Annotated in this window: 18 protein-coding genes and 1 tRNA gene; 8 read left to right on the top strand and 11 right to left on the bottom strand. The window is 66.6% G+C overall.

What is annotated here, in order from left to right:
* The first annotated feature begins 86 nt into the window (after positions 1-86).
* Positions 87-1,259 (top strand): cystathionine gamma-synthase, encoded by a 1,173-nt coding sequence (locus tag C5708_RS15315; protein ID WP_242922475.1) that lies wholly within the window; start codon positions 87-89, stop codon positions 1,257-1,259.
* Here C5708_RS15315 and C5708_RS15320 read toward each other — a convergent pair.
* Positions 1,225-2,295 (bottom strand): mechanosensitive ion channel family protein, encoded by a 1,071-nt coding sequence (locus tag C5708_RS15320; RefSeq protein WP_242922477.1) that lies wholly within the window; start codon positions 2,293-2,295, stop codon positions 1,225-1,227. The two genes, C5708_RS15315 and C5708_RS15320, sit on opposite strands and share 35 nt — an antisense overlap.
* 131 nt (positions 2,296-2,426) lie before the next feature.
* Between C5708_RS15320 and C5708_RS15325 the strand changes: the two genes are divergently transcribed.
* On the top strand, positions 2,427-3,413 hold the full coding sequence (locus tag C5708_RS15325) for an ABC transporter ATP-binding protein (protein WP_242922479.1): 987 nt from the start codon (positions 2,427-2,429) through the stop codon (positions 3,411-3,413).
* The gene (locus tag C5708_RS15330) at positions 3,410-4,837 is read left to right on the top strand and encodes a hypothetical protein (RefSeq protein ID WP_242922480.1); all 1,428 of its coding nucleotides are present in this window, start codon (positions 3,410-3,412) and stop codon (positions 4,835-4,837) included. The genes C5708_RS15325 and C5708_RS15330 overlap by 4 nt, the downstream gene beginning before the upstream one ends.
* A 21-nt stretch (positions 4,838-4,858) precedes the next feature.
* On the opposite strand, the gene C5708_RS15335 is transcribed toward C5708_RS15330, so the two are convergent.
* A complete protein-coding gene (locus tag C5708_RS15335; protein WP_242922482.1) occupies positions 4,859-6,487 on the bottom strand; it encodes a cisplatin damage response ATP-dependent DNA ligase in 1,629 nt (542 codons plus the stop codon).
* 100 nt (positions 6,488-6,587) lie between these two features.
* Here C5708_RS15335 and C5708_RS15340 point away from each other — a divergent pair, with 100 nt between their 5' ends.
* Complete coding sequence (locus C5708_RS15340) at positions 6,588-7,028, top strand: PaaI family thioesterase (protein WP_347567025.1); 441 nt, start codon at positions 6,588-6,590, stop codon at positions 7,026-7,028.
* Here the strand turns inward: C5708_RS15340 and C5708_RS15345 are convergent.
* Positions 7,007-8,023 carry a ligase-associated DNA damage response exonuclease gene (locus C5708_RS15345; protein ID WP_242922510.1) on the bottom strand — a complete coding sequence of 339 codons (1,017 nt, stop codon included), beginning with the start codon at positions 8,021-8,023 and terminating at the stop codon, positions 7,007-7,009. The genes C5708_RS15340 and C5708_RS15345 overlap by 22 nt on opposite strands.
* Positions 8,024-8,154: 131 nt before the next feature.
* Here C5708_RS15345 and C5708_RS15350 point away from each other — a divergent pair.
* From C5708_RS15350 to C5708_RS15360, 3 genes are all read left to right on the top strand, one after another.
* Positions 8,155-8,244: transfer RNA gene (locus tag C5708_RS15350), tRNA-Ser, on the top strand.
* A 129-nt stretch (positions 8,245-8,373) separates the two neighbouring features.
* Positions 8,374-8,619 carry a hypothetical protein gene (locus C5708_RS15355; RefSeq protein ID WP_242922486.1) on the top strand — a complete coding sequence of 82 codons (246 nt, stop codon included), beginning with the start codon at positions 8,374-8,376 and terminating at the stop codon, positions 8,617-8,619.
* Between the two features lie 57 nt (positions 8,620-8,676).
* Positions 8,677-9,723, top strand: a complete 1,047-nt coding sequence (locus C5708_RS15360; protein ID WP_242922488.1) for a hypothetical protein — start codon at positions 8,677-8,679, stop codon at positions 9,721-9,723.
* 116 nt (positions 9,724-9,839) lie between these two features.
* On the opposite strand, the gene C5708_RS15365 is transcribed toward C5708_RS15360, so the two are convergent.
* From C5708_RS15365 to istA, 7 genes are all read right to left on the bottom strand, one after another.
* Entirely contained in the window at positions 9,840-10,301 is a 462-nt protein-coding gene (locus C5708_RS15365) for a type II toxin-antitoxin system VapC family toxin (RefSeq protein WP_242922490.1), read from the bottom strand.
* Entirely contained in the window at positions 10,298-10,546 is a 249-nt protein-coding gene (locus C5708_RS15370; RefSeq protein WP_242922492.1) for a type II toxin-antitoxin system Phd/YefM family antitoxin, read from the bottom strand. The genes C5708_RS15365 and C5708_RS15370 overlap by 4 nt, the downstream gene beginning before the upstream one ends.
* Before the next feature lie 84 nt (positions 10,547-10,630).
* Positions 10,631-10,876, bottom strand: a complete 246-nt coding sequence (locus C5708_RS15375) for a hypothetical protein (protein ID WP_242922494.1) — start codon at positions 10,874-10,876, stop codon at positions 10,631-10,633.
* Complete coding sequence (locus C5708_RS15380; RefSeq protein ID WP_242922495.1) at positions 10,866-11,084, bottom strand: AlpA family phage regulatory protein; 219 nt, start codon at positions 11,082-11,084, stop codon at positions 10,866-10,868. Before C5708_RS15380 ends, C5708_RS15375 begins: the two co-directional genes overlap by 11 nt.
* Before the next feature lie 130 nt (positions 11,085-11,214).
* Positions 11,215-14,121, bottom strand: a complete 2,907-nt coding sequence (gene traA / locus C5708_RS15385) for a Ti-type conjugative transfer relaxase TraA (protein ID WP_242922496.1) — start codon at positions 14,119-14,121, stop codon at positions 11,215-11,217.
* 334 nt (positions 14,122-14,455) lie between these two features.
* On the bottom strand, positions 14,456-15,196 hold the full coding sequence (gene istB / locus C5708_RS15390; protein ID WP_242922497.1) for an IS21-like element helper ATPase IstB: 741 nt from the start codon (positions 15,194-15,196) through the stop codon (positions 14,456-14,458).
* A gap of 6 nt (positions 15,197-15,202) precedes the next feature.
* A complete protein-coding gene (gene istA, locus C5708_RS15395) occupies positions 15,203-16,738 on the bottom strand; it encodes an IS21 family transposase (RefSeq protein WP_242922498.1) in 1,536 nt (511 codons plus the stop codon).
* A gap of 467 nt (positions 16,739-17,205) precedes the next feature.
* Here istA and C5708_RS15400 point away from each other — a divergent pair, with 467 nt between their 5' ends.
* The gene (locus C5708_RS15400; RefSeq protein WP_242922499.1) at positions 17,206-17,718 is read left to right on the top strand and encodes a helix-turn-helix domain-containing protein; all 513 of its coding nucleotides are present in this window, start codon (positions 17,206-17,208) and stop codon (positions 17,716-17,718) included.
* 338 nt (positions 17,719-18,056) lie between these two features.
* Here the strand turns inward: C5708_RS15400 and C5708_RS15405 are convergent.
* Positions 18,057-18,414, bottom strand: a 358-nt coding sequence (locus C5708_RS15405; protein ID WP_242922500.1) for a hypothetical protein, incomplete at its 5' end; no start/stop codon positions are given.

The raw sequence follows: 18,414 nt of genomic DNA on the forward strand, positions 1-18,414 counted from the left end.
GCCAGGGCTATAAGCCGACCTCCAACCGAGCCCGGCCCGTCCGTTTTGCGGACGGGCGCGCGGACTTCGAGCACAAGGACTTCTCGATGAGCGCCCCGGACGGCAAGAACCGCCTCGCCTTCGCCACCCGCACCATCCACGCCGGCCAGAGCCACGACCCGACCACCGGCGCGGTGATGACGCCGATCTACGCCACCTCGACCTACGCCCAGCAGAGCCCCGGCGTGCACAAGGGCTTCGAATACGCCCGCAGCCAGAACCCGACGCGCTTCGCCTTCGAACGCTGCATCGCCGACCTGGAGGGCGGAACCCAGGCCTTCGCCTTCGCCTCGGGCCTCGCGGCCGGGGCGACTGTGATCGACCTGCTGAACGCCGGCGACCATGTCATCGCCTCCGACGACATCTACGGCGGCAGCTTCCGCCTGTTCGAGCGGGTGAAAAGGCGCACCTCCGGCCTTGAGTTCAGTTTCGTCGACCTGTCCGACCTCGCCGCCGTCGAGGCCGCCGTGCGGCCGACCACGCGGATGATCTGGGTCGAGACCCCGACCAACCCGACGCTCAAGCTGGTCGACCTGGCCGCCGTCGCGGCCATCGCCAAGGCGCACGGCCTGATCTCGGTGGCCGACAACACCTTCGCCAGCCCCTACGTCCAGCGTCCGCTGGAGCACGGCTTCGACATCGTCACCCATTCGACCACCAAGTACCTGAACGGCCATTCCGACATGATCGGCGGCGTGGCGGTGGTCGGCGAGAACGAGGCGCTGCGCGACCAGCTCAAGTTCCTGCAGAACGCCCTGGGCGCGATCTCGGGGCCGTTCGACAGCTTCCTGGCCCTGCGCGGCCTCAAGACCCTGGCCCTGCGCATGGAGCGCCACTGCGCCAGCGCCCTGCGCATCGCCCGCTGGCTGGAGAGCCGCCAGGACGTCGAGCGGGTGATCTATCCGGGCCTGGAGAGCCACCCGCAGCACGACCTCGCCAAGCGCCAGATGCACGGCTTCGGCGGCATCGTCACCGTGGTGCTCAAGCGCGACCTGGAAGCCACCCGCAAGGTGCTCGAACGCACGCGCCTGTTCACCCTGGCCGAGAGCCTGGGCGGGGTCGAGAGCCTGATCGAGCACCCGGCGATCATGACCCACGCCTCGATCCCGGCCGAGCAGCGGGCGGCCATCGGCATCACCGACGGCCTCATCCGCCTGTCGGTGGGCATCGAGGACTGCGACGACCTTATCGCGGATCTGAACGCGGCTTTCGCCGGCTGACCTTGGCGGCCAGCTTGCCGGCCGCCGCCTCGATCCGGTTGGACGGGGCGGCGCGCTTGGCCGGCGCCGGCGTCGGCGGATCGGGAATCCTCGGCGGCGGGATCAGTCCGGCCAGGTCGGAGGGCGTCGCCTTCGCCCGGGGGGCGGCCGTCGGCCGCTCAGGCGGATTGATCTGGACCTGGTGCGGATAGGGGATCGAAAGCCCGGCCGCGTCGAAGGCCAGCTTGACCCGGCGGATCATGTCGAACCGCACGTCCCAATAGACGTCGAGGTCGGCCCAGGCGCGCAGGGTGACGGCCACGGCGCTGTCGCCCAGGGCGGTCACGTTGGCCCACGGCTCGGGATCGGTCCGCACCCGCGGGTCCGAGCGGGCGCAGCTGAGCAGGATGTCGAGAGCGACCTGGATGTCGTCCTGGTAGTCGATGCCGAACTTCAGCTCCATGCGGCGGTAGCCGATCTCGGTGTAGTTGACGATCACGTCGCCGAACGCCTTGCCGTTGGGCACCACGACCTTGAGGTTGTCGGGGTCGGACAGGGTGGTGGTGAAAAGGTCCAGCGCCTTGATCGTGCCGGTGCGGCCGTTGACCTCGACGAAGTCGCCGATGCGGTAGGGCCGCAGGATCAGCAGCATGACGCCGGCGGCGACGTTGCTCAACGCCCCCTGCAGCGCCAGGCCGATGGCCAGCGACGCCGCGCCGAGCACGGCCAGGATCGAGGTGGTCTGCACGCCCAGCTGCTGCAGCACCGCGATCAGGCCGACGATGATGACCAGATAGCGCGCCAGCGAACCGGCGAAATTCTGCAAGGTCGGGTCGGGCGCGGCCCGGTGCAGCCGGCCGATGGCGCGCCGCACCAGCGCCGATATCCATCCCGCCGCCCAGAAGGTGACGGCCAGGATGATCACCGCGATCACCAGATTAACCGCCAGGCCGCTGAACGCGTCGCCGAAGCGGGTGAACAGCTGCTCGTCGAAGCGGAGCGTGTGCAGCGCCGCCGGATCGACGGTCTTCAGGTCTTTGGCGATGGCGTCCAGCATGGCTCCTGCAGTTACAGCCGAAGATTGAGGCGTCAAGGCGGCGTCGCGGTTTTCGCGTTACCTGAGCGTAACTTGGCGAACGCGCCAACCGCGCATAGGCTCGCTGCAAACATCGAAGGAGCCCTGGCGCAATGATCACCGTCCAGGACGTGGTTTTCGACTATCCGTCGTCGCGGGCCCTGCACGGCGTCGGCTTCGAGGTTCCATCGGGAGTGGTGCTGGCCCTGGTCGGCCCCAACGGCGCCGGCAAGAGCACGCTGATGCGCTGCATGGCCGCGCTGGAGACGCCGACCGAGGGACGCATCGCCGTCGCCGGGCTGGACACCCAGGAGGACCCGCGCGGGGTCCACGCCCTGCTGGGCTATCTTCCCGACTTCTTCGGCCTCTATGACGAGCTCACCGTGCGCCAGTCGCTGACCTACGCCGCCCGCTCGCGCGGCGTCGAGGCGGCGCGGACGGCCCAGGCGGTGGAGACGGCGGCGGCGCGGGTTCAGCTTCACGACCGCCTCGGCGCGCGGGCGGGCGAGCTGTCGCGCGGCCTGCGCCAGCGCCTGGCCATCGCCCAGACCATCGTCCACGCCCCCCGGGTGCTGCTGCTCGACGAACCCGCCGCCGGCCTCGACCCCGAGGCGCGGCGCAGCCTCTCCGAACTGATCACCCGCCTGGCGCGCGAGGGCATGACCATCGTGGTCTCGTCGCACATCCTGGCCGAGCTGGAGGACTACTCCACCCGCATGCTGATGATCCGCGACGGCCGCGTCGCCGGCGGCGGCGTGGTCGAGGCCGGCGCGGCGACCCAGGCCGAGACGGCGGCCGTGGCGGCGATCTTCGCCGATCCGCCCGCCGACCTCGCCGCGCGCCTGGCCGGGCTCGGGCTGGACGTGCGCCATGTCGATGGCGGCGAGGCCCATATCGCCGTCGGCGACGGCGACAAGGCCGAGACCGAGGTCCTGGCCAAGCTGGTCGCGGCGGGGCTGGCCGTCCGCAGCTTCACGCCGGTCCGGCGCACGTTGGAGCAGGCCTATCTCGAGGAGGCCGGCCGGCCGAAGGCGAGCGGCGAGGCGTCCGCCGCCAAGAAGGCCGCCGCCAAGAATCCCGTCGAAGGAGGCGTCGCGTGAACCCGGAACTGCAACGCAACGTCTGGCTCGAGACCTCGCCCCGGCGGCTGGCCTGGGTGGCGGTGGCGGTGGCGCTGGTCTACGGCTCGGCGGTGCTGCTGGCGCAGCTGTCGTCGCGGCCGGACGCCCTGGCGGCGATGGGCACGGCCGGCGGCCTGATGTTCTTTTGCTCGGCCTATGTCTGGGGCGTGCGCAACGCCGGCCAGTCGGTGATGGTCGAGATCAGCCAGCGCACCTGGGACTTCCAGCGGCTGTCGGCGATCTCTCCCTGGGCGATGACCTGGGGCAAGCTGGTCGGGGCCACGTCGCTGGCCTGGATCGTCGCCCTGGCCGGCTGGGTGGTCTCCGCCGCCGTGCGGCCCGGCGAGAACCTCGGCCCGACCCTGTTCAGCGCCCTGGCGGTGGCCATCCTGCTGCAGGCCATGGCCCTGTGGGCGACCCTGGTCGGGGTGCGCAAGGCCCGCGCGGAAGGCCGGGTTCCCAGCCTGCGCTCGGTGGTCGGCGGTTTCCTGCTGGCCCTGTTCGGCCTGTGGCTGATCAGCAGCTTCGGCCGCCTGCTCGGCGACGTCGGCCATTTCAACGGCCTGGGATCGGTGTGGCTGTGGGGACGCGGCGTCTCGATGGGCTGGTGGGGCGTGAGCCTGCCGGTCGACGTGTTCGCCCTGCTGTCGACCCTGGCCTTCGCCGCCTGGGCGCTGGTGGGGGCCTGGCGGTTGATGCGGCTCGAAATGCAGATGCGCAACACGCCGTGGATCTGGATCGCCTTCCTGATCTTCCTGGCGGTCTATGTCGGCGGCCTGGCGCCGCCGCGGCTGAGCGTGGACCCGCAGGCGGTCGAGCTGCACCTGAGCGAGCTGCTGCGTTCGGGCGGCGTGGCCCTGGTCCTGGGCCTGACGCTCTACGCCGCCGCCTTCGTCGAGCCGGCCGACCGCGTGCGCCTGCGCCGCTTCGTCGAGACGGCCCGGCGCGGACAGTTCAAGACGGCTCTCGACCTGACGCCGCTGATCCTGCCGGCGGCGGCGGCGGGCCTGATCGCCGCCGTCGTGTTCGCGATCTGGGCCGGCGGCGTGCACACGGCCATCCAGCGCCAAGGCGAGTTGAACGGCGGCGGGCTCGCCTGGCTCAGCCCGGTGACGGTGCTGGCCGGCTTCGCCTTCGTGTTGCGCGACGTCGGCGTGGTGTTCTTCTTCCGCTTCGGCCCCCGGCCGCGCCGCGGCGACTTCTCGGCGGTGGTCGGCCTGGTGCTGGTCCATCTGGTCAGCCACGCCCTCGCCGCCGCCCTGGGCGACAACCCGGCCCGCGCCGCGCTGTGGCCGATGGGCGCCCACGCCGAGATCAGCCTGATCTCCGGCCTCATTCAGGCGGCGGTGGTCTGGTGGTTGGCCTGGCGGCGGGTCGGCGCGCCGGAGCGCCCGGCCGACTGACGGCGGGGCTGCGCCACGGCCCTAGCCGCCGCGGCCGCCCTCCATCGTCGCCAGCATCCGCTCCAGCGTCGTCAGCGTGTCGGCGTCGCGGGCCGGCTTGTCCCAGCGGATGCGGCTGATCCTCGGAAAGCGCATGGCCAGTCCCGACTTGTGCCGGGTCGAGCGTTGCAGCCCCTCGAAGGCGACTTCGAGGACCAGGCCGAAATCGCGGTCGGCCCGCACCGCCCGCACCGGACCGAAACGCTCGACCGTGTGGTCGCGCACGAACTTGTCCAGCTGCTTCAGCTCCTCGTCGGTGAAGCCGAAATAGGCCTTGCCGACCGGGGTCAGCGATCGCTCGCCCGGCGCGTCCTCCCGCCAGACGCCGAAGGTGTAGTCCGAATAGTAGCTCGACCGCCGGCCATGGCCGCGCTGGGCGTACATCAGCACGGCGTCGACCACGGACGGGTCGCGTTTCCACTTGAACCAGGGGCCCTTGGGCCGGCCGGCCTCGTAGACGCTGTCCCAACGTTTCAGCATCAGGCCCTCGGCCGCCTGCGGATCGCCCGGCGGCGGCGCGGCGCGCAGGGCGGCCAGGGCCGGCCAGCCGTCGAACGCCAGCAGCGGCGACAGGTCGATGCGCCCGCCCGTCAGCCGTCCGACAAAGGCTTCCAGCCGCCTTCGCCGCTCGGCGAAGGGAAGGGCGCGCAGGTCCTCGCCGTCCTCGGCCAGCAGGTCGTAGGCGCGGATCGCGGCCGGGAAGGCGGCGAGCAGCCTGGCGTCGACGCTCTTGCGGTTCAGCCGCTGCTGCAGGTCGCCGAACGGGGCGACCCGGCCGTCGCGCAGGACCAGCAGCTCGCCGTCGAGCGCGCCGTCGAACTCCAGGGCCTCGATCAGGTCGGGGAAGGCCGCCGAGAGGTCGTCGCCGGTGCGGCTGTAGAGGCGGCGCACGCCGCCCTCGCTGACGGCCTGGACCCGCACGCCGTCCCACTTCCATTCGGCGGCGTAGTCGGCCGGGTCCAGCCGGGACCGGTCGGCCTCGTCGTCCAGGGGCTGGGCCAGCATCGCCGGCCGGAAACGGCCGGCCGCGTCCGGCGTCGGCCGGTCGGCGTCGCCGTCCAGCCAGGCGAACAGATCGCCATAGGGCGGCGCCTGGCCGTGCCAGACCTCCTCCAGGGCCTCGACGGTCACGCCGCCATGCTCGGCCGCCGCCTGCTTGGCCAGCCGCGCCGAGACCCCGACCCGCAGGCCGCCGGTCACCAGCTTGAGCAAGGCCCAGCGGCCGTCGGGGGGCAGGGCGTCGAGCCAGCCCTCGATCAGGTGCTGCACCTCGCCCCGGCCGGCGCCGCGCAGCGCCTCGACCACCTCCGCCAGCCCCGGCTCGCGGTTCGCCCCAGGGGGCGCCGGCCAGACCAGCGAGACGGTTTCGGCCAGGTCGCCGACATAGTCGTAGGACCAGGCGAACAGCACCGGGTCCATCCGCGCCTCGACCGCCCGGCGGATGAAGGCCGGCTTGGCCGCCCGGAACGCCAGGCCGCCGGTCAGGGCGGCCAGGGCCCAGCCGCGGTCGGGATCGGGGGTCTCGCGCAGATAGTCGCGCACCAAGGTCAGCTTGGCGTTCCGCGACGCGGTCAGGGACAGGCGGTCGAGCAGCTCTGCGAAGGCGCGCATGCGTCAAGTCTAGCGCGGTCGGCGGCGGCGTGGCGACGCGGACTCGACAATTCAAACAAACGTTTTAAACATTGAGATCCGATCTTCAGGAGCCATGACCATGTCGTCGCCGCCGGCCGGATTCGAGCTTCACGAACGCACCAGCCCGCTCACCGACCCGTGGGGGCCGATCTATGCGCGCCGCCTGGCCGACCGGCTGGTCCTCGGCCTGCACGTGCGCGAGGCCCACACCAATTCCCGCGGCCTGCTGCACGGCGGCCTGATCGCCGCCTTGGCCGACAACGCCATGGGCCTGTCGTGCGGCGTCGTGCTGGCGGCGGGCCGGTCGCCCGCCAGCGGTCTGGTCACCGCCTCCCTCAGCCTCGACTATCTCGGCCGCGCCCAGGTCGGTCGGTGGCTGACCTTCGACACCGACTTCATCCGGCCCGGGCGGACGCTCTGCTACGCCCAGGCCGGGGTTCTGGCCGACGGCGAGACCATCGCCCGGGCGCATGCGACGTTCCGGCTGCTCGGCGAGGCTCAGTCCTCTTCGTCGTCATAGCCGACCAGGCGAAGGGCCCGCGCCGGGACGCCGTTGAGCGCCGCCCAGCGCTCCAGCGCCTCCTCGCGGCCGTGGGTGATCCACAGCTCGCCGGGGGCGATCTCCTGGACGGTGGCGGTCAGTTCGTCCCAGTCGGCGTGGTCCGAGATGATCAGCGGCAGCTCCACGCCGCGCTGGCGGGCGCGGGCGCGGATGCGCATCCAGCCCGAGGCGAAGGCATCGACCGGATCGGGGAAGCGCCGCGACCAGCGGTCGGCCAGGGCCGAGGGCGGCGCCAGGATCACCGCGCCGGCGAAATCGGCCTTGCCGCCCGCCATGGCCGGGACCAGCGGGCCGAGGTCGATCCCGTGGGCCCGATAGAGGCCGTTCAGCCGTTCAAGCGCGCCATGGACATGGATCGGGCGGTCGTAGCCGGCCTCGCGCAGCAGGGCGATGACCCGCTGGGCCTTGCCCAGGGCGTAGGCGCCGACCAGGTGCGAGCGTTCGGGGAACTGGGCGACCGATTTCAGCAGGCGGGCGATCTCGTCCTGGTCCGGCGGGTGGCGGAACACCGGCAGTCCGAAGGTCGCCTCGCTGACGAACACGTCGCAGGCCACGGGTTCGAACGGCGCGCAGGTCGGGTCGCGGCGGCGCTTGTAGTCGCCCGACACCACGATGGCCAGCCCCTTCCAGCGCACCACCGCCTGGGCCGAGCCCAGCACGTGCCCGGCCGGGACCAGGGTCACCTCGACGCCGTCGCGGCTCAGCGTCTCGCCATAGGCCAGCGGCTGGGCGCGGCCGGCGAAATCGTCGCCATAGCGCGCGGCCATGATCGCCAGGGTCGGCGGGGTGGCGACCGCGACGCCGTGGCCGGCGCGGGCGTGGTCGGCGTGGCCATGGGTGATCACCGCCCGCGCGACGGGGCGCACGGGGTCGATATAGAAGTCGCCGGGCGGGCAATAGAGGCCGTCCGGCCGGGGGCGCAGCAGGCTTTCGGGCTTGATCACGCGGGCCAGCTTCGGCGGCCCGGCGGGGGCGCGCAAGCCTTGTTCACAAAACCGCGAGGAGGGGGCTTGCGGAAGACGGCGCCCGCCGCTAGGTTCCGCGCCCTCGCTCTAGGGCGGCCGCGCGCCGTCATGACGCTTCCGGAGAGGTGGCTGAGCGGTTGAAAGCACCGCACTCGAAATGCGGCATACTCGCAAGGGTATCGAGGGTTCGAATCCCTCCCTCTCCGCCACTTCAGGCCCTGAGTGGGCACAGAGTTTACGCCACTTTTTCCGGTAAGCGCCTGAAGCAGCCGGGTCTTCGATCCCATGATCCGAACCTCGCCGTCCGCGACCTCGACACGCTGGGCGAGCGCGCGCAGGTGGTCGCGGCGGTAGCCGCCGCCGTCGAGGCGGATGCGTTGGCGGGCTGTCTTGGCGAAGGTGCGGACCATTTGCGGGGTGATGGCCTTGGAGCCGGAGTTGTCGAGCATGGCCTGGGCGCGCTCGGCATCGGCCTTCGCCTGATCGCGGATAGCCTTCAGGCCGTCGATGCGGTCTTTCAGGGCCGGATCGTCGATGTCGGCCACGCCCGCCTCAATGGCGTCGTAGAGGCGTTTCAGGCGTAGTTCCGACTCGGATGCACGCTTGTTCAGTTCGGCGATGTGCTCGCGGCGGCGTTCGGATTGCTCCTGTCGCCGGTCGAGAACGCTGGCGAGGATGGTTTCAAGCCGCTCGGGCTGGAGAAGCTGATCTTCCAGATGGCTGGCGACAAGATCGTCCAGCTTGTCCATCGGCACGGCCATGCCCTCGCAGGCGGTCGGTCCCTGACGCGCCTTCATGGAGCAAGCATAGTAGCGATAGCGCCCGCCCTTGCCGGTGCGGATGGTCATGGCCCCTCCGCACTTGGCGCAATGGATAAGCCCGATCAGCATGGTCGGGCCGCTGATGACGGCGGAAGGGATGACCTTGGGATTGCGAGCCTTCAAGAGCGCCTGCACCGTGTCGAACGTCTCCCGGTCGATGATCGGCGGCACCGGAACCGTGACGATCTCGCTGACGGGTTTCAGCTCCTTGGTCTTGCTGCGCTTGTTGAACTCGTGCTCGCCCATATAGGTGCGGCGGGTCAGGATGCGGTGAACTTGGCCGATGCCCCAGCGCCCGCCGTCGCGGGTGAAGATGCGGCGGCTGTTGAGGTAGGAGACGATGTTCTTGACGCCCATCTGGCCGGTCGTGCCGTCGCCTTCCAGCGCCAGCCGGTAGATCAGCCGCACGGTGTCGGCGTGGAGCGGGTCAATCTCCAGCTTCTTCTTGGTCTTGGCCCCGCGCTGCTCGGCCGCGACGACGCGGTAGCCGATAGGGGGAAGCGAGCCGTTCCAGAAGCCTTGGCGGGCGTTCTCCTTCAAAGCCCGTATGACGTGCTTGGCGTTTTCCTTGGACTGGTATTCGTCGAACAGCGCCATGATCTGCCGCATCATGACGTGCATGGGGTCATCCCCCATTTCCTGCGTGATCGAGACCAGTTTGACGCCGTTCTTCGCCAGCTTGCGGACATAGAACTCAAGCTCGAAATGATCGCGGAAGAAACGGCTGAACGAGTGAACTACTACCACGTCGAACGGCGCGGGTTTAGACGTGCCCGCCTCGATCATCCGCTGGAACTCCGGGCGGCGGTCGTTGGTGGCGGATGCGCCTGGCTCCACATAGGTTTCGACAAGCTGATAGCCGCGTGAGGCGCAGTAGGCTTCGCCCTGCCGCTTCTGGTCGGGGATCGAAACATCATGCTCGGCCTGCCGTGCCGTCGAAACCCGCAGATAAAGGGCGGCACGCAGAGGGATTGTGGAAGCGGTCATGCCGGGCCTCCTTGTGCAGCCGCCTCGTCAGGCGACAACACGGCGACGCCGAACGGCAGGAAATGCTTCGTGTTTCGGGTGATAACGATGAGTTCATGCGCTGCGGCGATACCGGCAATCACGGCATCGGCCATGCCGGGGTCGTGACCGGCCGCAAGCGCCTTTGCCTCCAGCCGCCCGCCGATTGCGGCGGCCTGCGCGTCGAAGCCAATGATCTTGTCATCGTATGTAGAGACGAGACCACTGAGCCATGCTTTCAGGCTCGCGGCTTTCGTCGTCGCCCCCTTATGCTCGAGGAGCGCGATTCCCTTCTCGATCTCGTGGATGGAGACGACTGACAGAAATAGCCGTCCATCGGTGTCCATGCGGTCCAGCCAGGTGAGGAAGCCTGCGGATGCTTCCGCCTTCGACGGCGCGAGCATCGAAACGACGTTGGTGTCGAGAAGGAAGCCGCTCAAAGCTCGACATCCCGCGATGCTTTGCGGTTGCGCGGGAACTCTCCGCCTGGGAACGTCCTGAGATAGCTGACAAGGCCCGCCCGTTTGCGCGTCAGCGCCTTGCGCGCGATCTCCGCTGCTTCGACCGAAACCAGGGCCGCAACGGGCTTGCCATGACGGGTGATGGTCACGATCTCTCCTTTGACGGCTTCATCGACCAGGCTGGAAAATCCGGCCTTGGCGTCTCTGAGGTTGATGGTCAGCATGTTGCGCCTCCATATGTAGCCATATGTGACTACACGTAATCTATTGGAGGGCGGATTTCAACGTCGATTTCGACGCTTGGAGCATCAGCCGCCGGAACCGAATAACTCGTCGAACAGGTCGCCGAACCACTGCTCAAACACCTCGACCTCGGCCTGCGTGACCGGAACGGGGCGCGGCCAATCATCGGTGACGGTCCATGTGGACAGGTCATGCTTGGCTGGCCGGCCGGGGAACGGCCACGGATAGCCCAACAGCGCCTCGAGCTGCTCGGATGCCATCGACGGCCTGACGCGCCGGGCGCGAGAGCGCACGCCGCGATCAGACGGCATCGAGGCCGCGCCCGCTTCCGGGCCGCCACGCCACGGGATCGGCGACCCATCGGTTGATGTCGGATTCCCGCCAGCCCGCGCCATTGATGCTGATCTTGATCTGGGGCGGGAACGTGCCCTCGGCGATCTTGCGGTAGATAGTGGACCTTGAGAGACCCGTCCGGTCGCGGACGGTGTCCATGCGGATGATACGGTCTGGTTGGCGCATGGCCGCGATGCCTCCCGCTGACTGTTTCTGAAAACTTCCAAGTCAGGCAAGAGCAATGATTTGTTGTTATGCAATAGATATTTAGGCGTCGTAGTAGTGTGGCGAAGAGAAGGCGGCAAATAGGATGGTTCTACAGCCCGAGACCCCGGCCCCGGCCAAGCCCGAACGTGAGGGTAAGGTCGCGGCCGACGCCCATCCCCGAATCGAACGCGATGCCGAGTTCGCGCTTGCGGCCAGCCAGAAGGGACTCCATTTGCGGATCGCGTTCCAGGCTGTGCGCCATGTTGCCCATCTCCGCCCGCGCGGCCCTGTGGCCGGAATAATCGCCCGCCCCATAGCGTTCGTCGCTGGCCCTGTGGAGGTTTTGCCAGCGTTCCACGAAGCGGTCGGCGCGCAGGCCGGGATCGGTGCGTAGCTCGGTTTCCAGTTGCAGGGCGCGGATGGCGCGCCGCGTGTTGCCTGACGCCGCCTCCGTCGCAAGCTCCGGGTTCTTCTTGTAGGCCGCTTCGGCATCATGCGAGCCGTGGGGGCGCACCTCCTCGAACCGCTGGCGCGCCTCCTGCAATTCCCTGACCTGATCGGGGCTGGCCTTGCCGCCCTGCTCCTGCGCCGCGAAGATCACATCGACGGCGCGGGCATGGCGGACGAGCGCCCGGCCACGGGCGCGGCGCAACGCCGCCTCCGGGTCTTTCTCCACCTTCCTTTCCGGCCCCTGTCCGCCTTCGGCGGGCAGGCGCAGCCCGTCGAACATGCCGCGCACCTTTTCGGGAACTTGGCGCACGATCTCGACAACCCGCTCCACCCGCTCGCGGAAGGTGATGCCGCGCCGCTCGGCGTAGTCACGGGCGGGTTCGTAGTCGCTCGCCATGTCCTTGGAGCGGTTGCGCGACAAGACGTTGATGAGCTTGTCCTGACTGGCGAAGTCGTCGCGGCCGTAATGCAGGTCCATGCTGTCGCGGTGGCGCGAGAGGGCGACATAGCTGCCGTGACCGTCCATGCCCGGCGTCGCCAGGACATGAGCGCGGTCCACGGTCATGCCCTGCGCCTTATGGATAGTCACGGCATATCCGTGGTCGATGCGATTATAGTCCTTTAGGTCGAACGCGACATCGCGGCCGTCGTCGGTGCGCACGGTCATGCTCTGCGCGCTGACCTGCTCGATAGTCCCGAGCGTGCCGTTCTTCACGCCAAGGCCGCGCTCGTTAGCCAAGAACATCACGCGGTCGCCGGGGGCGAAGGTTCGCGCGCCACGCTCGACTGTGACGCGCACGTCCTTGTCAAGGTTGCCGGATTCCCGCATCCGGTCGCGAGCGGCTTCGTTCAATTCCCGCACTTCCGCATTGGTGTGGGTGAGGATGATGCGGCTGGCGTCGGGGTTCGCCTGCCGCTCGCGGTTCCAGCGATCGATCAGGTCGCTGCGCGCCTGTTCGCGGGTTTCGGCGGAATGCACCATGCCATGCTGCCCATAGACATGAATCGCATCGCCCGTCCGGCCGGTCGCCAGGTCGCGCGTGGCATCACGCTGCCAATCCTCCCGCTGGCGGCGCACCTCGCCGATCTCCGCGCCGCCGTGGCGTTCGTGTATGGAGCGGAACGCCGCGCCCGCTTCGATGGACTGTAGCTGCTGCGGATCGCCGACCAGCACCACTTTCGCGCCAGCGTCGGCGGCATTGGATAGCACGCGCTCCAACTGGCGCGTGCCGACCATGCCTGCCTCGTCGATGACAAGCACATCGCGGGATGTGAGGATGTCACGGCCCTGCGCCCAACTATGTTCCATGCTGGCGATGGTGCGCGACGCGATGCCCGATCCGCCTTCCAGATTTTCGGCGGCGATACCGGACAGGGCCGCGCCGCGCACGCTGTAACCGGCATCCTCCCAAGCCTCGCGCGCGACACCCAGCATCGCGCTTTTCCCGGTCCCGGCATAGCCGACGACAATGCCGAGATCGCGCCCGTCCGTGACATGCGCCAGGGCGTCGGCCTGCTCGCCGGACAGGACAAGGCCGCGCGATTCCGCACGCGCCAGCGCCGCCCGCCTGCCGGCGTCGTTCACCTCGTGGCGCTCCCTCTCGGCCATGAGTTCGGAGGCGCGGTGCAGGCGCTGTTCCGCCTCGATCATGTCGCGGGTGGTGAAGCGGTCCTGCCCGGCATCGTCCTTGCCGAGTTCGACAAGATCGGGCACGCCGCGCATCGCGCCCATGACCTCGTTGAACTGGTCGATCCCGTCACTGTGCCGGTGCGCGAACATCGCCATGTCGCGCCGAGTGAACGTCGATTGCTGTTGCGTAATCGCGTCGAGAGCGGCGGAAGGATCGGCGACGATCCGCGCGCCGTTCTCGCGAGCGATGCGCCGGTGATTCTCGGCGCGGTCGGCCTCGATCCCGGCGGCCTCGATGCGCTGCGCTGGCGCGCCAATCTTGGTCTGCGGCTCAAGGCCGATCCTCTGCGCCTCAAGGCTGCGATGGTCGATCCGCGCGTCAATGTCGAGTTCGGTAAGGCGCTCGTTGACATGATCGGCCCACCGTTCCCGCCAGCGCCCGATCATTTCCGTGCGGTTCCAGTCTCGCACCTTCTGGCCGAAACCGTTATCGTTCACGCTACGCATGGTCAGCATGACATGGGCGTGGGGCTTGGGCTGGCCGTCCTCGGCCATGTCCCAATGCACATTGAGGTCGGCGATCATGCCCTGGTCCACAAACTCGGCCTGCACGAAGTCGCGGGCAAGTTCGATGCCCTGCGCCTGTGTCATCTCGCGCGGAAGGGCAAATTCCACCTCGCGGCAAAGCTGGGAGTCCTTTCGTTTCTCGAACGCCTCGACATCGTTCCAAAGCTTTTCGCGGTCGCTCCATCGCTCCGGTGCGTTCTCCGGCAGCATGATCTCGGAATGGACGACGCCAGGCTTGTTCGAGAAGTCATGGTCACGGTCCAGCCGGTCATCGCGCAACCGCGAGGCTGAACGGTAGGCAGCGGCTGCGACCACGCTGCGGCCCGCCGCGCGTCCGATGATCTGAACGGAGAAATGGTAGATCGCCATGGCGACCGACCAACTACTGCTCTCAAGCGCACGTCGGAACGACGTATAAGCGCGCCCTCGAAACTAATTTCTCGGGATGACCCGCGCCATTCCAGGCCGTCCCGGCAACATAGAAGCATTTCAGCAGGCACGAAACTATCATCCCTCCATCGACTGCTCATGGAGGACATGATGCGCAAGCCACGGGACTTTGATGCGGAACTGAAGGCGCTTGAGGATACATGCAGCCACCAATCTGATCACCCAGCGCCAGCTGAATTTGACACCTCGCGCCAAAGCGAATGGTCACGCCGCGCCAACTGGATGGGCGGCCGTCGCAGCGTGACCTCGGCCGTTAGCTCGTCGGGCCAGCCTTCAACTTGCGCATAGACTCGCCGCTAAGCTGCACCCGGTGACTGGTATTGATCATCCGATCCAGGATCGCATCCGCGACCATCGGGTTGTCGATGTAGCTATGCCATTCCTTGAAGGGTAGTTGGCCGGCCAATAGCGTTGAGGCTGTCTTGACCCGTGCATCTATGATGTCGAGCAGGTCCTGCTTCCCCAGCTCCGTCATTGGCGCCAGCCCGAAATCATCAAGGATGAGCAGATCGAACCGACTAAGCGCTGCCCGGACCTTGCCGATCGAGCCGTCTTGGTGAGCGAGCGCCATGTCCTCGAGCAATTGGTTGGTTCGGACATAGCGCGCCGTCATCCCATGACGGGCCGCCTGACCGCCGAAGGCGCACGCCATGTGCGTCTTTCCAGTGCCGGTTGCGCCAGTCAGGATCAGGTTCTCGCCCTTGAGAATCCAGGCGCAGGTGAGAAGTTCGGCAATCTGTGAACGATCCAGATTGCGGCCCGGGCGATAGTCTATGTCCTCGGCCGCAGCGGGAATTTTGAGGCGGGCGGCGCGCAGGATACGCTTGTGCCTTCGATCATCGCGCCATGCCGCCTCCGCTTGCAGTACATGCATGAAACGATCGGAGAACGGCAGTTCAGAAAAAGCTGGCGACTCGGCATGATGCTCGATCGCCGAAATCATGCCGTGGAGACCAAGGTCACGAAGCTTGTCGATTATGTGGTTGGTGTTCATCGCGCCTTACTCCCCCGCGAAGTAATCTGGGCCGCGGACGTTTTCGTTCGTCAGCGCGATTGTGTTCGGCGGCATGAGGGCGGCAGGGTCTGAGAATTCCAGGCCGCGATCCAGGACGTTGCGCACACGGTGTAGGCGTGGGTCGCCGGTCCGAATGGCCCGTGAGCACGCCGCTTCGAGGCGCTCGCTGCCGACCCGGCGTGCGAGCTTGCTGAATGATCGGAAAACTCCCGACCGGGCGGCGCCCGATAGACCTCGCTCCGTTTCGGCGCGAGCTACTTCCTGCACAGCCGGCCCAAAAAGCCTCGACCAGAGCAGCAGGTCTTCCTCGTCGATTGCGCGCCGAGCAAGATGATTGCTTGGCATGTGCCCCGGATCCGTCGAGGCCTCGCCGGCGATGTCCAAAATCGGATGCACAGCGACGATGCGATTGTCGCACCAGATTTCGAGTGCCGCAGCGCCAATGCGGAAATCAACCTTTCGGCCAATCAACGAATGATGAACGGAGTAGCGCCGATGGTCATGCATCACGTGATAATCGGGTCCAACCAGGAGCTGGCGCCGCACTTCATAGGCCGTGAACCGCTCGCTGGCCAAAGGTCGCAGTGCTGGGCGATCAAGCGCTTCAAAAAGTGTTTTGCGTGTCTCGCCGGGCGCGCGCCGTAGCGGTCGATTGTTCAACCGTTCAACAAGTCCGAGGAGGAAGTGATTTATCTCTTCCAAGCTGGCCAGCGGTCGGTCTCGGAGTGCCAGGCGCAATAGCCTTTGGACAAGCTTCACACCAATCTCGACCTTGGCTTTGTGTTTCGGCTTACGAGGGCGGGCGGGGCGGGCAACGGCGCCGTGGTGGTCGCAGAAGGCTTGGAAGGTCGGGTTGAGCACGGGTGGCTTTCCGTGCACATGCGACAAGACGGCGGCCTTGAGATTGTCACTTACGATGGTCAGAGGCGCGCCCCCAAAGAAGCGCAAAGCGAGCTCGTTCGCCTCAATCCAATCTGCTGTCCTTTGTGAGCGGGTCACGCAAGCAAACGTATAATCCGACGCAGGCAACACCGCGACGAAGAGCTCGAAGGTCACTGGCGCTTCGCCAAAGCTCGAGCGACCGACAGGTCGATATCCGGCGAAATCGACCATCATTGCTTCGCCGGGGCGATGGCGTTGACGCATTATCGGGTGACTTGAAGCCACCTGCGAGGCGTATGCACGCAAGAACGTGCGGTAAGACATTGTCTTCTCGCCGGCGAACTCCGCCTCGTATTCTTGCTGCAGTTCCTTACAGTGGTAGCCTTCCTTCACCTTCAACATTACCTGCGGCCAGTCCGGTTGGACAAAATCAGATTCTTTTCCTCCTCCGGGGTGTATGATTGCGTACAACTCACTGTCGGTGATCGCCTCTAATCTTTGAGAGGTAAGGCTGTGTTCTCCCGCTATGCGTCTGTAACGGGCTACAGTTGAGGGAGAGCATCCTGCTAAGCGGCCAATTTTGCGGTTGCTCTCGGCAGTCGTCAGGATCAGGCGCAGCGCGCCTCTTGGGTCGAACATCGGTTCTCCCTTTCAGGTCTTTCAACATGGGTGAGATCGGAAAGACCCGCGTGCGCCATCGCTTCCGCGCCGAGCAAGCTCGCGCGGATTGTTGACGGCAAAGACGCTTTGAGGGAAACTGATTGGGTCGGATTGGATCGACTAATCAGATATCCGAAAGGGCCTACGCTTTCCCGAGCGCAGGCCTTTTCTCTTTCCGGCGGCTTTTCCTAGATGAGCAGAAATCTCTAGCCGTGCGGCATCGCGACCTCCTTTTCTGGAAGCCGCCGCGCATTTTGGCGGCTATATCGGTCAGGCCATAGCTCCTCGGCGCTGAAACCAAGCGCTGCGGCGATGGCGTGTTCGATGCGCCTTGAGCGGCGGAAGCCTCGGCTGACAATTGAGACGGTGCCTGGAGAAACTTCCAGCGATCGGGCTATGTCTGAGAGCGTCAGCTTTTTGAGACGCAGAGCCGACTTGATGTTGGCGTGGCGCTTGTCATCTATCATCATCCGACTCCGCAATTTGCGACAGGCGAACATAATTTGCGACAAGTCGCAACTTCGATTGACGATAACCCGCTGCTGCCGCTCGCCGGTAGGCTAGCGCGCGTCCGTGCCGATAGTGGTCTCAATCAGGCTCAGTTCGCAGACCGCCTAGGCTTTCCCAAGCGGACCTATCTGGGTTGGGAGAGAGCAGAGACCGAGCCGCCAATCGGACTGCTTCGCGCTATGCGACGAGAGTTCGGGATTGATCCGGATTGGCTTTTAAGCGGTCCGGGCGACGTTCCTAGGCTCCACGTCTCCGGGATGGATTGGGAACGCCTGCAGGGGTTGCAGGAGCAAATCCGTGAGCACGCTTACAAAATTGGCTTGGAGTTGAGCTGCCGCCAATTGCTGGATCTTGCGCGGGCGGTGTTTGAGGAAGAGCCTGGTGCCGAAGAGAAGGCCCTGGCGCAAATGAAGCGAGCCTTGAAGGCATTGAGCACGGGAGATCTCTAGTGCCCTTTGGTGATAATGCTGCGGCTCACCGATATGATGATCGGGTTTACGACGCCATCATGCGGCTCAAGGAGCAGCCGATAAGGGGCGTCAATTGGCCCGCAGTTTTCGGTCTTTTGGCCGCTGGAGCTGCCGGTTTGATTGCTTCGGCGCTCGCGTCACTCATGGCTAGCCACGAACCAAGCTGGGTCGCATTCGCGTGTCCTTTGCTCTCAATGACAGCTGCCGTTGGGGCTCTGCTATATCGCCACGTCCCCGCGCTCTGGGTGGCGCAGAGGCATGGCTCAAAGCGAAGAACGTAATTGGCAGCCCAACAGCGGCAACCGTCTGGCTAAGCTTCACGGTCTCTTTCGTGCCGCGGTCGAATTCGATTGCGGCTTGGGGGCCCAATTCACCATTCGGCGGGCGAACATATACGCCTCGTCACTGACCAGCCGCCCACCAACTAGCTCACCGCGCACAACCTGCCTGGCCAAGGCGAGCAACGCCTCCTCAAGGATGAGTGCCTTGTCGTCGTTTTCGCCAGCAAGCATGCGGATGAAAACCAACTGATAGCCGGCCATGTAGAAGTTGACGGGGTAGATGTTGCCCCGCCCGGGTTCCCGGCGCGCCTCCTTGGCTGCGTTTCCGTAGCCCAAGTGACGCTCGCGGGCCGTAACTTCGAATGGCTTGCACTGTGAATCGGCGTGGAAAATT

Source organism: Caulobacter sp. CCUG 60055 (assembly GCF_022750545.1).
Lineage (GTDB): Bacteria > Pseudomonadota > Alphaproteobacteria > Caulobacterales > Caulobacteraceae > PUIC01.